At 65.6% G+C, this 13,605-nt stretch carries 13 protein-coding genes and 1 tRNA gene; 8 read left to right on the top strand and 6 right to left on the bottom strand.

What is annotated here, in order from left to right; translation table 11 throughout:
• Positions 1-26 precede the first annotated feature (26 nt).
• From HOP59_RS05400 to hemA, 6 genes are all read right to left on the bottom strand, one after another.
• Positions 27-1,322: an NAD(P)/FAD-dependent oxidoreductase gene (locus HOP59_RS05400; RefSeq protein ID WP_234253106.1), complete on the bottom strand. Its 1,296-nt coding sequence runs from the start codon at positions 1,320-1,322 to the stop codon at positions 27-29.
• A 230-nt stretch (positions 1,323-1,552) separates the two neighbouring features.
• Positions 1,553-2,305 (bottom strand): HesA/MoeB/ThiF family protein, encoded by a 753-nt coding sequence (locus HOP59_RS05395; protein ID WP_234253105.1) that lies wholly within the window; start codon positions 2,303-2,305, stop codon positions 1,553-1,555.
• A gap of 5 nt (positions 2,306-2,310) precedes the next feature.
• A complete protein-coding gene (locus tag HOP59_RS05390) occupies positions 2,311-2,811 on the bottom strand; it encodes a winged helix-turn-helix transcriptional regulator (protein ID WP_010629222.1) in 501 nt (166 codons plus the stop codon).
• Between the two features lie 186 nt (positions 2,812-2,997).
• Complete coding sequence (gene prmC / locus HOP59_RS05385) at positions 2,998-3,837, bottom strand: peptide chain release factor N(5)-glutamine methyltransferase (protein ID WP_338073322.1); 840 nt, start codon at positions 3,835-3,837, stop codon at positions 2,998-3,000.
• Positions 3,838-3,878: 41 nt separating this feature from the next.
• Positions 3,879-4,967 (bottom strand): peptide chain release factor 1, encoded by a 1,089-nt coding sequence (gene prfA, locus HOP59_RS05380; protein WP_234253103.1) that lies wholly within the window; start codon positions 4,965-4,967, stop codon positions 3,879-3,881.
• Positions 4,968-4,978: 11 nt separating this feature from the next.
• Positions 4,979-6,244, bottom strand: coding sequence for a glutamyl-tRNA reductase (hemA, locus tag HOP59_RS05375; protein ID WP_010629225.1), 1,266 nt, complete (start codon positions 6,242-6,244; stop codon positions 4,979-4,981).
• A gap of 234 nt (positions 6,245-6,478) precedes the next feature.
• Here hemA and HOP59_RS05370 point away from each other — a divergent pair, with 234 nt between their 5' ends.
• The 8 genes from HOP59_RS05370 (at position 6,479) to HOP59_RS05335 (ending at position 13,521) form a co-directional block, all read left to right on the top strand.
• Positions 6,479-8,233 carry a tetratricopeptide repeat protein gene (locus HOP59_RS05370; protein ID WP_234253102.1) on the top strand — a complete coding sequence of 585 codons (1,755 nt, stop codon included), beginning with the start codon at positions 6,479-6,481 and terminating at the stop codon, positions 8,231-8,233.
• Between the two features lie 41 nt (positions 8,234-8,274).
• The gene (lolB, locus tag HOP59_RS05365) at positions 8,275-8,877 is read left to right on the top strand and encodes a lipoprotein insertase outer membrane protein LolB (RefSeq protein ID WP_234253101.1); all 603 of its coding nucleotides are present in this window, start codon (positions 8,275-8,277) and stop codon (positions 8,875-8,877) included.
• Positions 8,878-8,905: 28 nt separating this feature from the next.
• Positions 8,906-9,772, top strand: a complete 867-nt coding sequence (gene ispE, locus HOP59_RS05360) for a 4-(cytidine 5'-diphospho)-2-C-methyl-D-erythritol kinase (RefSeq protein WP_234253100.1) — start codon at positions 8,906-8,908, stop codon at positions 9,770-9,772.
• An 87-nt stretch (positions 9,773-9,859) separates the two neighbouring features.
• Entirely contained in the window at positions 9,860-10,801 is a 942-nt protein-coding gene (locus tag HOP59_RS05355; RefSeq protein WP_234253099.1) for a ribose-phosphate pyrophosphokinase, read from the top strand.
• Positions 10,802-10,922: 121 nt separating this feature from the next.
• Entirely contained in the window at positions 10,923-11,561 is a 639-nt protein-coding gene (locus HOP59_RS05350) for a 50S ribosomal protein L25/general stress protein Ctc (protein WP_234253098.1), read from the top strand.
• 84 nt (positions 11,562-11,645) lie between these two features.
• A complete protein-coding gene (gene pth, locus HOP59_RS05345; protein WP_234253097.1) occupies positions 11,646-12,227 on the top strand; it encodes an aminoacyl-tRNA hydrolase in 582 nt (193 codons plus the stop codon).
• A 72-nt stretch (positions 12,228-12,299) separates the two neighbouring features.
• Positions 12,300-13,391, top strand: coding sequence for a redox-regulated ATPase YchF (gene ychF, locus HOP59_RS05340; RefSeq protein WP_234253096.1), 1,092 nt, complete (start codon positions 12,300-12,302; stop codon positions 13,389-13,391).
• 53 nt (positions 13,392-13,444) lie between these two features.
• A tRNA-Met gene (locus HOP59_RS05335) sits at positions 13,445-13,521 on the top strand.
• Positions 13,522-13,605: the final 84 nt, after the last annotated feature.

The raw sequence follows: 13,605 nt of genomic DNA, 5'->3' as shown, positions 1-13,605 counted from the left end.
TGCGGCTCTAGCCGAACCTTTCGTCGTTATAGTCGGTCACGCAGTTTGTAGAACGTGGTCGCCAGGACCAGCAGCGGCGTGCGCAGGCGCTCGCCGCCCGGGAAGCGGCGGTGTGGCATGGCGGCAAAGAGATCGAAGCGTTCGCTCTGACCGGAGATGACTTCGGCCAGGAGCTTTCCGGCCAGCCCAGCCAGCGCCATGCCGTGCCCCGAGTAGCCCTGGGCATAGTAGACGTTGGCGCCGAGCCGGCCGAAGTCCGGCGCTCGATTGAGCGTGATGGCCACGTCCCCTCCCCAGCGGTAGTCGATGCGAACGCCCTCGAGCACCGGGAAGAGGCGCGCGATCTTGGCATCCATGCGCCGCTGCAGGCCGCGCGGCTCGCGTCCATCGTAGCTGACCTCTCCACCATAGATCAGTCGCTTATCGGCCGACAGGCGATAGTAGTCGAGCACGAAGTTGGCATCGGACAGGGCATCGTTGCGCGGCAGCACTTGGCTGGCCCGCGCCTCACCCAAAGGCTCGGTGGCGACGATGTAGTTGGCCGCACGCATGACGCGCCCATCCAGCTCCGGCAGTAGCTGGCCCAGGTAGGCGTTGGCCCCCACCACCACGAAATCGGCGCTGACCTCGCCGTGCTCGGTCACCACGTTGGCCGGCTGACCGCGGCGAACGTCCAGGGCCGGGCTATGCTCGTGAATCGCCACTCCCGCCTGCTGGGCGGCACGCGCCAAGCCCAGGGTGTAATTGAGCGGATGCAGGTGGCCGCCTTCGCTTTCGAACAGCGCCCCGGGGTAGGCATCGGTGGCCACACGCTCGCGCAGCACCCCGCCTTCGAGCCAGGCGAGCGCCTCGTAGCCGTAGTCGCGTGCCATGCGCTCCTGAAACTGCCGCAGTTCGCGTACGTGACGCGGCTTCACCGCGGCATGCAGATAGCCCCAGGCGAGATCGCAGGGAATCGCGTGACGTTCGATCAATTCTGCCGTCAAGCGTACGGCCTCGCGGCTCATCTCCCACACCTGGCGAGCCTGTTCACGACCCAGCGCCTGCTCCACGGTGGCAATATCGGTGCCCAGGCCGGGCAGAATCTGGCCGCCGCTGCGCCCGGAAGCCCCGAAGCCGATCTCATGGGCCTCGAGCAAGGCCACCGAGTAGCCGCGCTCGGCCAGATGCAGTGCCGCGGAGCAGCCGGTGATGCCGCCACCGATCACGCAGACGTCGACGCGCTGGTGCCCGCGCTGCGGCGGGCACGCCTGCTCGAGACGTACCGCCACCGAGTCCCGGTAGTAGGAGGCGGGGTTTGCAAAGTGTGCGGCATCGGCCATGCAACGATTCCTGGAATGATCCAGCTTGTGGTTGCTTTAGTCTGGCATCATACCAACGGGGAGTGTCAAGTATCCAACAACGATATTTTCCGAGCGAGCGCTTTGAACGAACCCGCAAATCCAAGAAAATTACCATTAAATCAATGGATTAATAAAATAAAATCGTGAAAAAACGTAATATAACGGTTACTCGCCACGCAAAACCTGTCAAATAATAACCATCATCTTGCCTACCCGGTGCCGGCACAGACAGGGCAGGCAGGATCTCGTGGAACCTGGAAGTGGCGCCACTGCCCCGTCATGCCATCGAAGGTGGAGAGCCCACGGTGCGGGGTGCCGGCACCGCTGAGCAGCTTGACCGCCTCCAGCGCTTGAAAGCAGCCGATCAGCCCCACCAGCGGTGCCACGACGCCATTCTCGGCACAACGCAGCTCCTCGTCGCCCCCCTCTCCCGGCGGATAGAGGCAGGCGTAGCAGGGGGCAGCCGGATCGCGCGGATCGAACACGGCGAGCTGCCCCGAGAAACGGATGGCCGCCCCTGACACCAGCGGCACGCCGGCTCGGCGGCAGGCGGCATTGATGGCATAGCGGCTGGAGAAACGGTCGGTGCAGTCGAGGACCAGGTCGACATCGGCTATCACCTCGTCGAGCGCGGCCTCGTCGAGATGCGACTCGATCGCGCGAATGTCGCATCCCGGGTTGAGCGCCAGCGCCGAGTCGCGTGCGGAGCACGCCTTGTTACGCTGCAGGTCGGCCATGCCGTGAGCGATCTGACGCTGCAGATTGGAAAGCTCCACTGCGTCGGCATCGGCCAGGGTCAGGCGACCAACGCCGGCGGCGGCCAGGTAGAGGGCTACCGGCGAGCCCAACCCGCCGGCGCCTACCACCAATACCCGCGAGGCCAGCAGGCGCTCCTGCCCCTCGATGTCGATCGCCTCCAGCATGATCTGCCGGCTGTAGCGCAGCAGCGCCTCGTCGTTCATGACCATTACTTGTCTTCGAGCTCCTCGATGTCGGGGACGTAGAGCGAGAACTCCTCCTTGACCTCCTCCATCACCACGTAGCTCTTCGACTCCTTGACCCCGGGAAGGGTCAACACCACATCGCCGAGAAGCTGACGGTAGGCGGCCATTTCGGGAATTCGGCACTTGAGAATGTAGTCGAACTGCCCCGAGACCAGGTGACACTCCTGGATCTGCGGCAGACGCGAAACCGCGCGGCGAAACTCGTCGAACACCGCCGGCGACTGGGTCTCCAGGCTGATCTCGACGAACACCAGCAGGTTAGCTTTGAGCGAGCGCGGATCGAGCACGGCCTTGTAGCCGCGGATGACTCCTGATTTTTCGAGACGCTTGACGCGCTCCAGGCAAGGCGTGGTGGAAAGGCCTACCTGGGCAGCCAGGTCGACATAGGAGATGCGGGCGTTCTCCTGCAGACAGCGCAGGATCTTGAGGTCGATACGGTCCAGTGAGCGGGTCTTGGTTTTCATTGTCGTGTCGAGGGGTGCCGATTCAGAGTGAGTGAAGCGTCGCCATGACAGCAAATCAACCTGAAAAAGCGCGGTAATCAGGCGCAGCGCTGGTGTTCAGTGTCACAAACATGACGACATTTGGAATTATTTCCTGAATAGGTGTACCACAGCCCCCGCTCCCTCTCCAGTACCGCTCCCTCAACGCTATGGCGACAAACGACCGAAGGTGACGCGCTCCCGCCCCCCCAGGTCCCGCCGGCTGTCCACCGCCACATAGCCGCGGCCTTGCAGCAGGCCCCGTACGGCCGCCGCCTGCTCGTGGCCATGCTCGAGGACGATCCAGCCAGTGGGCTCGAGATGATCGACGGCCTGCTCAACGATATGACGCAGATCCGCCAGCCCCGAGTCGGCCGCCACCAGCGCGCTCATGGGCTCGAAGCGCACATCGCCCTGACCCAGGTGCGGGTCTTCGGCATCGATATAAGGTGGGTTGGCCGCGATCAGCATGAAGCGCTGCCCCGACACGGCCGCAAACCAGTCGCTCGGCAGAAAGCTCGCATTGGCGATGCCCAGCCGTAGGGCATTGGACTCGGCCAGCGCCACGGCCTCGGGCACACGATCGACGCCGAGGGCCTGCCAGTCGGGGCGTTCGCTGGCGAAGGCCAGCGCAATGGCACCGGTGCCGGTGCCAAGATCGAGCAGCCGCCCCGATGGTTGCGCCGCCAGTTCGAGCAGCATCTCCACCAGGGTTTCGGTATCGGGACGCGGAATCAGGGTGTGCGGTGAGGTACCCAGCGGCAGCCCCCAGAACTCACGCATACCGGTGAGGTAGGCCACCGGGCGCCCCGCCGCCCGGGCGGCGACGAGCGCCTCGTAGCGCGCACGCTGAAAGGTGGATGCCGGCCTGTCACCCCAGGTGTAGAGCCAGGTGCGATCGACCTCGAGTACATGGCACAGCAGCACTTCGGCATCGAGCCTGGGGCTGAGCGAACCCGAACGCGCCAGACGCTCGCTCGCCCGGGCCAGCAGCACATCGAGGCGGATGGTGCCTCCCCGTACCGCCCCGCCCCCCTCCGCCGTGGCCATCAGACCTCCTGCTGCAAGGCCGCAAGCTGCTCGGCCTGGTGCTCGTGCACCAGGGGGTCGAGCACTTCATCGAGCTCGCCGGCCATGACTTCGCCCAGCTTGTAGAGGGTGAGGTTGATGCGATGGTCGGTGAGCCGCCCCTGGGGAAAGTTGTAGGTGCGGATTCGCTCGCTGCGATCCCCGGAGCCCACCAGGCTGCGACGGGTATCGGCCTGCTCGCGCTGCCGGCTCTCCACGGCGCTCTGCTTGAGGCGGGCGGCCAGCAGCGACATCGCCTTGGCCCGGTTCTTGTGCTGGCTGCGCTCCTCCTGGCACTCCACCACCACGCCGGTAGGCAGGTGGGTGATGCGAATGGCCGAATCGGTGGTGTTGACGTGCTGACCGCCGGCGCCGCTGGAGCGGAAGGTGTCCACCCTCAGATCGGCGGGATTGATGTCGACGTCACCGACCTCGTCGGCTTCCGGCATCACCGCCACGGTACAGGCGGAGGTGTGGATGCGACCCTGGGACTCAGTGGCCGGCACGCGCTGCACGCGGTGCGCACCCGATTCGAACTTGAGCCGGGCATAGACACCCTCTCCCTTCACGCGGGAGATGATCTCCTTGTAGCCACCCTGCTCGCCGTGACTGGCGCTGATCACCTCGACCTTCCAGCCCTGTTTCTCGGCGTAGCGGGAGTACATGCGGAACAGATCGCCGGCGAACAGCGCCGCCTCGTCGCCGCCGGTACCGGCGCGAACCTCGAGAAAGACGTTGCGGCCATCGTCGGGATCGCGCGGCACCAGCAGCTGCTTGAGCCGCACCTCCAGCCCTTCTAGCCGCTCCCGACCCTCTTCCAGTTCCAGTTGGGCCAGCTCGCGCATCTCGGCATCGCTGTCCTCGGCCAGTTGCGCAGCATCGTCGAGGTCGCCCTCGGTGGCACGGTAGTCGCGCCAGGCCTCGACCAGGGGCTCGAGCTCGGCATACTCGCGGGAATAGTCGCGGAACCGGGGCTGATCGCCGATCACCTCGGGCTCCGCCAGCAGGGCGGCGAGCTCCTCGAAGCGCTCGACGAAGCCATCGAGACGCTGGCGCAGGGTCGCTTTCATGACGTGTCCTGTCAGATTTTCGTGGTTGGGGAGTTCAGCAGTAGCGCCTCGGCAGCGCTGAGCAGATCGCGCCGCTCGCTCCCGGACGCCTCGCGCAACGCTACCGTGGGCTGGTGTAGCAGCCGGTTGGTGAGCTGATGAGCGAGCAGGCGAATCACCTCTTCGGGATCCTCGCCGCGGGCCAGTCGGGCCAGTGCCTGACGCTCCGAGAGTTCCCGCAGCTCGGCCGCCCGGTCACGGTAGCGGCGAATCAGTTCGCCGCCGCCACGAATGCGCCGCTCATGCAGCCAGACGTGCACGCCATGCTCGATCAGCGACTCCGCCTGGTCGGCAGCTGCCTGACGGTGACGTCGGTTCTCCTGGATCACCTCGTTGAGGTCATCGACCGTATACAGGAAGATGTCGTCCAGGTCGCCCACCTCGGGCTCGATGTCACGCGGAACGGCGATGTCGACCATGAAGATCGGTCGATGGCGACGCTTCTTCAGCGCCCGCTCGGCCATGCCCTTGCCCAGGATCGGCAGCGGTGCGGCAGTGGAAGAGATGACGATGTCGGAGCGTGCCAGGGCGTCAGGTATCTCGTTTAGCGAAATCGCTTCGGCATTGAACTCGCCGGCCAGCAGCTCGGCACGCTCCCGCGTACGGTTGGCCACGATCATGTCGCGCACGCCGGCCTCGCGCAGATGCCGGGCTACCAGCTCGATGGTCTCCCCGGCACCGATCAACAGCGCCCGGGCGCGACCGAAGTCCTCGAAGATGCGGCTGGCCAGGCTCACTGCCGCATAGGCCACCGACACCGGGTTCTGGCCTATACCGGTGCGCGTACGCACCTGCTTGGCCACCGCAAAGGTGTGCTGAAACAGTAGCTCGAGCTCACCGCCGAGGCCGCTCGCCTGACGCGCAGACTGATACGCCTCCTTGAGCTGGCCGAGAATCTGTGGCTCGCCCAGCACCATCGAATCGAGCCCGACGGCAACGCGCATGAGATGACGCGCGGCATCGTTGTCCAGATAGTGATAGGCGCAGGGAGTCAGCTCATCGAGCTGCAACCCATGGAAGTGACTCAGCCAGTCGAGAATGGCTCGCTCGCCGCTCGGCTCGGTGACGCAATAAAGCTCCGTGCGATTACAGGTCGACAGCACCGCCGCCTCGTGCACCTGGGGCATATGGCGCAGTTGGGTCAGCGCCGACTCCAGTTGCGCGGGAGTGAAGGCGACCCGCTCGCGCACCGCGACCGTGGCCGTCCTGTGGTTGATTCCAAGGGCAAGAAGCGTCATGCGTTAAGCGTCTTCGGTGATGTCGGCCGGCGGCAGCGTAAGTGAAAAAAACGTATCTGCGGCGCTGCATTCTATCACAGCCTTGCGCGCTCGGCGCCAGCCACACCAAGCGCGCAATTGACACACGACAAGGCAAGCCGCTTTCATGGCTTGGCCGCCCCGATCGCAGCGATCCCTTTGCCACTGCGCGGCTAGCCGTTATGCTGACACCTCGGGACACCGGATGAGACACGCATGCCCTCGACGTTGAAGCGCTCTTCGCGCCAAGGATTGGCAGTGCTTGGCCTGGCTGCACTGCTGAGCGGCTGCCAAGGCCTGGCCACCTCGCCATTCGCCACCGCTACAGACGACCCCCTGGCCACGGCCCCGCCCATCGAGCGCGGCCTGGACGCCGAAGGACTGGCCACGCTGCTGACAGCGGAGTTTGCCGGACAGCGCGGCGACTACCGCCGCGCCACCCTGGGTTACCTGGCCATGGCCGAGCGCTACCAGGCCGCACCGCTGGCGGAGCGCGGCACGCTGGCGGCGCGTTTCAGCAATGACATTCTGCTGCTCGACCAGGCGGTGAGTACCTGGCATGCACTCGCTCCGGATGCCGAAGCGCCATTGCGCCTGCTCTCCGGGCTGGCACTGCAGCGCGGCGACTGGACGACGGCCCTGGAGTGGCGCCTGGCACTGGCACAACAGGGCCAGCATGCCGAATTGGCACTTCTCGCCGAGCTGGCCCTGGAGGCCGGCACCGACCCACTGCCTCTGCGTGAGCGCCTGCGTGCGTATCTCGAACGTCCCGGAGCCGCCGCGCACCCGCACCATCACGATGCCGTGCTGGCCACGGCCATCCTGGAGGCAGCCACCGGGCAGTCGTTGCAGGCCGAGCGGCGGCTGGACCAGCTCGCCCGCGACCACGCCGAACTGCCCGCCCTGTGGCTGACCCGGGCGCAGCTGGCCCTGGAGGCGGACAACCCGCGCCAGGCCCGCGAGGCCGCAAGCCGCGGCCTCGCGGTGTCTCCCGGCGACCCGCGCTTTCTGCTGCTGCTGGCACAAGCCGAGCTGATGCTAGGCAATGTCGACGCCGCCGAGCGCCACACCTCGACCCTGCTCGACGAGCACATCGGCAACCAGGAGCTGCGCATCTCTCTCGCCGGCCTCTACCTGGAAGACGGTTACCTGGATGCCGCACGGCGCCTGCTGCTGCCCCTGGTGAGCAGCGACGAGCCCCCACCCGCCGCCTTTTACCTGATGGGCATCATCGCCGAGGAAGAGGACGAGGTGGACAACGCCCTGCTCTACTACCGTCAGGTGGCGCCCGGCAGCGACTTCCTGCGCGCTCGGCTGCGCGCGGCACGCATGCTGATAGAGGACGATCGGCTGCTCGACGCCCGCGCCTTTCTCCGTATCGAGCGCCTGCGCCACGAGGCCCGCTTCAGCGAGCTGGTAGCGCTGGAAGTGGAACTGCTCGGCGAAGCCGGTCTGGAAGCGGAAGCCGACGCGCTGCTGAACCGCGAACTCTCGCGCACCCCCAACGATGAGACCCTGCTCTATCTTCGCGGCATGCGCTCCTGGGAGCGTGGCGACATCGAAGCCATGGAGCGCGATCTCGGGCGCATCATCGAAGCCAACCCGTACAACGCCACCGCCCTGAACGCCCTGGGCTACACCCTGGCGGACCTCAATGTCGAGGATCGCCTGGAAGAAGCCCGCGAGCTGATCGAGCGAGCCCATGAACTCGAACCCGGCAACCCTGCCATCATGGATAGCCTGGGCTGGGTGTATTACCGTCTGGGCGACCCCGAGCGCGCCCTGCCATGGCTGGAGCGCGCCTATGCCGGCATGCCCGACCAGGAGATTGCCGCCCACCTGGCCGAGGTACTATGGGCACTGGAAAGGCACGACGATGCTCGCAAGGTGGTCGAACAGGCGTTGCAACGCTTCGATGAACGCCCGCTCATCGACGAGCTGCTCGAACGCATTCCCGAGCTGGCCCCCTGACCCAACCCACTGCCCCACGAGACGACGTCATGAACCACCGGATGACCACGATACGATGCCTGGCGGCGGGCCTGACACTTGCCCTGCTGGCCGGCTGCGCCGCCCCGACGACCGCGCCCGACATGCGCGCCGACCGCTGGGAAGCGCAGCAGGAACGCCTCGCCGAGCTGGACACCTGGATCCTGGTCGGCAAGGCCGGCCTGCGCACGCCCCAGGAGTCGACCAGCGCCAATCTCGACTGGAGTCAGCATCCGCACTACTACCGCATGCTGATCAGTGGCCCCTTCGGCAGCGGCCGCAACCTGCTCGAAGGCCGTGAGGGGCGCTTCTCGCTGACCAACGCCGATGGCCGCTTCGTCGCCGAGACCCCGGAAGCGCTGATGCAGCAGCAGCTCGGCTGGTCGCTGCCGGTCAGCTCGCTGGCCGACTGGATCCGCGGCCTGCCCGCCGACCACAGCCAGTACCGGCTCGAACACGACGACACGGGCTTTCCTCAGCGTCTGGAGCAGGACGGCTGGCAGATCGACTATCGCGACTGGGTCGAGGTGGAGTCGCTGTGGCTGCCGCGTCGCCTGATCATGGAGTACGACGACCTGCGCGTGACCCTGGTGGTCACCGAGTGGCGCCCCGTCCTCGATGACTGAGTCGCTGCCTGGGTCGACGATCGATCCGATGAGCGACGGCGCGACCGCAACCGAGCTCACCCTGCCGGCGCCGGCCAAGCTCAACCGCATGCTGCACATCGTCGGCCGCCGTGCCGATGGCTATCACGAGCTGCAGACGCTGTTTCAGTTCCTCGATCACGGCGACACGCTGCACCTGCGCCGGCGCGACGATGAGCAGATCCGCCTGATACCAGCCCTGCCGGGTGTGCCCGACAGCGACAACCTGATCGTGCGGGCGGCCCGGCTGCTGCAAGCCGAGAGCGGCTGTCGTCTGGGCGCCGACATCCACCTGACCAAGCGCCTGCCGCTGGGTGGCGGCCTGGGTGGCGGCAGCAGCGATGCCGCCACCGCGCTGCTCGGCCTCGACCGCCTGTGGCGTCTCGACCTCCCGCTCGACCGGCTGGCCGAACTCGGCCTGCGCCTCGGCGCCGACGTGCCGGTGTTCGTCCGCGGCCAAGCCGCCTGGGCCGAAGGAGTGGGCGAAAGGCTCACTCCGGTAGCGCTGGACACCCCTTGGTTCGTGGTCGTTCACCCCGGCATCGAAGTCGCCACAGCCGCGGTGTTCGGGGCAGCGCAATTGACACGTGACACTGCCACGATTACCATGGCGCGCGCACTGCAGGGGGGAGCGCCCAGCTGGAGCAACGACTGCGAACCGACGGTCCGGTCACTCTATCCGCAGGTCGCCGAGGCACTCGACTGGCTAGGCTTCCGGGCACCCGCCATGCTGACGGGAACCGGTGCCTGCATCTTCGCCCGGCTCGACTCGCAGACCGAAGCGCGGCACATCATGGCCGAGCTACCGAGCCACTATACTGCTTTCATGGCTCGCGGCCTGAACCTCTCCCCGCTACATGCTGCTCTTGGCCGATGAACGTGCTGTCAGCAAGCGCCGAATCGCCGTGCTTGCGGTATCCTGTATCGCCAACTGAGCTCCCCAACACTGCATAGGTGGATGCGCGTGTCAAAATTGATGGTTTTTGCCGGGAATGCCAACCCCGAACTCGCCCAGAAAATCGCCGAGAGTCTCGATACTCGTATGGGGAACGCCACGGTCGGGCAGTTCAGCGATGGCGAGATCGCGGTCGAGATCAACGAGAACGTTCGCGGCAAGGACGTCTTCATTCTGCAGTCCACCTGCGCACCGACCAATGACAACCTGATGGAACTGATCCTGATGGTTGACGCTCTGCGCCGTGCCTCGGCCACCCGTATCACCGCCGTGGTGCCCTACTTCGGCTACGCGCGTCAGGATCGCCGGGTACGCTCCGCCCGAGTGCCGATCTCGGCCAAGGTGGTGGCCGACATGATGGTCAAGGCCGGCGTCGATCGGGTCATGACCATGGACCTGCATGCCGACCAGATTCAGGGCTTCTTCGACGTCCCGGTGGACAACGTCTACGGTTCGCCGATCCTGCTCGACGACATCGAACGTCAGAACTACGATGACCTGGTGGTAGTCTCGCCCGACGTGGGCGGCGTGGTCCGCGCCCGCGCCATCGCCAAGCAGCTCAATGCCGACCTCGCCATCATCGACAAGCGTCGCCCCCAGGCCAACCAGGCCCAGGTGATGCACATCATCGGCGAGATCGAGAACCGCACCTGCGTGGTGGTGGACGACATGATCGATACCGCCGGCACCCTGTGCAAGGCCGGCGACGCGCTGAAGGATCACGGCGCGCGCCGCGTGGTGGCCTACGCCACCCACCCGATTCTCTCCGGGCCGGCGGTGGAGAACATCACCGGTTCGGTACTCGACGAAGTGGTGGTGACCAACACCATCCCGCTGTCCGACGTCGCCCTTCGCAGCGGCAAGATTCGTCAGCTCAGCGTGGCCGGCCTGATCGCCGAGGCGATCCGCCGCGTCAGCAACGAAGAATCCGTCAGCGCCATGTTCCACTGAGATTCTCGACGACTCTCGGCAAGAACAAGGCAGCGGAGTAGCGCCCCACGGGGGCTTTCGGGAACGTCGCGATCAGGTCGCGGGTCGCACGTCTCCCTTACATTCAGCAAGAGGCAACAACATGTCCGATTTCACACTCAATGCCAGCGTTCGTAACGACCTGGGGAAAGGTGCGAGCCGCCGCCTGCGTCGTGCGAACCTCGAAGTGCCCGCCATCGTCTACGGCGGTGACAAGGCGCCGCAGCCGATCTCCCTCGAGAAGGCCCCGTTCTACAAGGCCATCGAGGACGAGTCCTTCTTCTCCTCCGTGCTCAACCTCGTCATCGACGGCAAGAAGGAGCAGGTGGTCGTGCGCGATCTGCAGCGCCACCCGTACAAGCCGCTGGTCACCCACGCCGACTTCATGCGCGTGGACGCCACTCACGCCATCACCATCAACGTGCCGCTGCACGTGGTGGGCGAAGAGAAGTCCAAGGGCATCAAGGACCAGGGCGGCGAGCTGCACATTCTCTCCAACGAGATCCAGATCAGCTGTCTGCCCAAGGACCTGCCGGACTTCCTGGAAGTCGACATCACCAACGTCGAGCTGGGCACCACCCTGCACCTCTCCGACCTCAAGCTGCCGGCTGGCGTGACCCTGGTCGAACTGACCCACGGTGCCGACCATGACAACGCCGTGCTGAGCATCACCAAGCCCAAGACCCGCGGTGAAGCGGCCGAGGGTGAGGAAGGCGAAGAAGGCGAAGGCAGCGCCGAATAAGCCATGCCGTCGGGGGCCGCCTTGGGCGGCCCCTTTCCGTCTCGACCAAGCGCTGCGGCGCTTGTTTTTGTTTGGAGACCCCGCATGCCGCAGATCAAGGCGATCATCGGACTGGGCAATCCCGGTGACAACTACGCCGCCACACGCCACAACGCCGGCGCCTGGCTGGTGGAAATCCTGGCACGCCAGGCCGGCACCGAGCTGCGTCAGGAGAAGAAGTTCCTCGGCCTCTATGCCAAGGTGCTGCTGAATGGCCAGGAGCTGCATCTGCTCGAGCCCACCACCTTCATGAACCGCAGCGGCGGCGCCGTCGCGGCCCTGTGCCAGTTTTACAAGATCGCCCCCGACGAGCTGCTGGTGGCCCACGACGAGCTGGACATCCCCCCCGGCGCGGCCCGTTACAAGCAGGGCGGCGGCCACGGCGGGCACAACGGCCTGCGCGACATCATCAGCGCGCTGGGCGAGAAAGGCTTCAACCGTCTGCGCATCGGCATCGGCCACCCCGGCGATTCGCGCCAGGTCACCAACTACGTACTCGGGCGCCCCGGCAAGGCGGAGCTCGAAGCCATCGGCGGTGCCCTCAACGAGTGCCTGGCCACGTTGCCACTGGCCGTGTCGGGCGACTGGGCCCGCGCCATGAGCCGGCTGCACAGCTTCTCGGGCTGAACCGGCGCCAAGGCTGCGCTAGAATAGCGCCCGTTCGCGAGCACCACTCGCCATCTTACTCAGGACATCATCATGGGTTTCAACTGCGGTATCGTCGGTCTGCCCAACGTGGGCAAGTCGACCCTCTTCAACGCCCTGACCAAGTCCGGCATCGATGCCGAGAACTTCCCCTTCTGCACCATCGAGCCCAACGTCGGCATCGTGCCGATGCCCGATCCGCGCCTCGACAAGCTGGCCGAGATCGTGGGTCCGCAGAAGGTGATCCCCACCACCATGGAGTTCGTCGACATCGCCGGCCTGGTGGCGGGCGCCTCCAAGGGCGAGGGGCTTGGCAACCAGTTCCTGGCCAACATTCGCGAGACCCAGGCCATCGCCCACGTGGTGCGCTGCTTCGACAACGACAACGTCATCCACGTGGCCAACCAGGTCGACCCGCGCGCGGATATCGAGACCATCAACCTGGAGTTGGCGCTGGCCGATCTCGACACCGTCGAGCGTGCCATCCAGCGCCTGGTGCGCGTGGCCAAGGGCGGTGACAAGGACGCCATCGCCACCAAGGCGATCCTGGAGCGCATCCAGCCGCATCTGGCCGAGGGCCAGCCGCTGCGCAGCTTCGGCCTCGACGACGACGAGAAGCGCCAGGTCAAGAGCTTCGGCTTCCTCACGCTCAAGCCGACCATGTACATCGCCAACGTCAACGAGGACGGTTTCGAGAACAACCCCTACCTCGACATCGTAAACGAGATTGCCGCCGAGGAGGGCGCCGTGGTGGTGCCGGTGTGCAACCAGCTCGAAGCCGAGATCGCCGAACTCGACGACGACGAGCGCGCCATGTTCCTCAGCGAGATGGGCATGGAAGAGCCCGGCCTCGACCGGGTGATTCGCGCCGGCTACAAACTGCTCGGCCTGCAGACCTACTTCACCGCTGGGGTGAAAGAAGTGCGCGCCTGGACCGTCAAGGTGGGTGCCACTGCCCCCGAGGCCGCCGGCGTGATTCACACCGATTTCCAGAAGGGCTTCATCCGCGCCGAAGTGATCGGCTATGACGACTTCGTCACCCTGGGTGGCGAACAAGGCGCCAAGGATGCCGGCAAGTGGCGCCTCGAGGGCAAGGAATACGTGGTCAAGGACGGCGACGTGATCCACTTCCGCTTCAATGTATAGCCTTCAGGCTTGACCTGATAGGGGTGAATCCGTAAACTTCGCCCCCGTTGAATGGCTACGTAGCTCAGTTGGTTAGAGCACATCACTCATAATGATGGGGTCCCCTGTTCGAGTCAGGGCGTAGCCACCAGAAATCGAAAAAAACCCGGCGCCCTGGCGCCGGGTTTTTCGTGGTGGCATTTCTTGGCTAATTGAACGTCAAGGGCTCAGTGAA

The sequence above is a fragment of the Billgrantia aerodenitrificans genome, assembly GCF_021404405.1.
GTDB classification, from domain to species: Bacteria; Pseudomonadota; Gammaproteobacteria; order Pseudomonadales; family Halomonadaceae; genus Halomonas; species Halomonas aerodenitrificans.
The sequence above is the reverse complement of the archived record's forward strand: the minus strand, read 5'-3'. Positions and strand labels throughout refer to the sequence as shown.

What these genes read in the sequence shown, in the direction of transcription:
- HOP59_RS05370 (WP_234253102.1), top strand. Translation starts at nt 6,479, where the DNA reads ATGCCCTCGACGTTGAAGCGCTCTTCGCGCCAAGGATTGGCAGTGCTT.
- lolB (WP_234253101.1), top strand. Translation starts at nt 8,275, where the DNA reads ATGACCACGATACGATGCCTGGCGGCGGGCCTGACACTTGCCCTGCTG.
- ychF (WP_234253096.1), top strand. Translation starts at nt 12,300, where the DNA reads ATGGGTTTCAACTGCGGTATCGTCGGTCTGCCCAACGTGGGCAAGTCG.
- HOP59_RS05390 (WP_010629222.1), bottom strand. Translation starts at nt 2,811, where the DNA reads ATGAAAACCAAGACCCGCTCACTGGACCGTATCGACCTCAAGATCCTG.
- hemA (WP_010629225.1), bottom strand. Translation starts at nt 6,244, where the DNA reads ATGACGCTTCTTGCCCTTGGAATCAACCACAGGACGGCCACGGTCGCG.
- prfA (WP_234253103.1), bottom strand. Translation starts at nt 4,967, where the DNA reads ATGAAAGCGACCCTGCGCCAGCGTCTCGATGGCTTCGTCGAGCGCTTC.
- ispE (WP_234253100.1), top strand. Translation starts at nt 8,906, where the DNA reads ATGAGCGACGGCGCGACCGCAACCGAGCTCACCCTGCCGGCGCCGGCC.
- HOP59_RS05400 (WP_234253106.1), bottom strand. Translation starts at nt 1,322, where the DNA reads ATGGCCGATGCCGCACACTTTGCAAACCCCGCCTCCTACTACCGGGAC.
- HOP59_RS05350 (WP_234253098.1), top strand. Translation starts at nt 10,923, where the DNA reads ATGTCCGATTTCACACTCAATGCCAGCGTTCGTAACGACCTGGGGAAA.
- pth (WP_234253097.1), top strand. Translation starts at nt 11,646, where the DNA reads ATGCCGCAGATCAAGGCGATCATCGGACTGGGCAATCCCGGTGACAAC.
- HOP59_RS05395 (WP_234253105.1), bottom strand. Translation starts at nt 2,305, where the DNA reads ATGAACGACGAGGCGCTGCTGCGCTACAGCCGGCAGATCATGCTGGAG.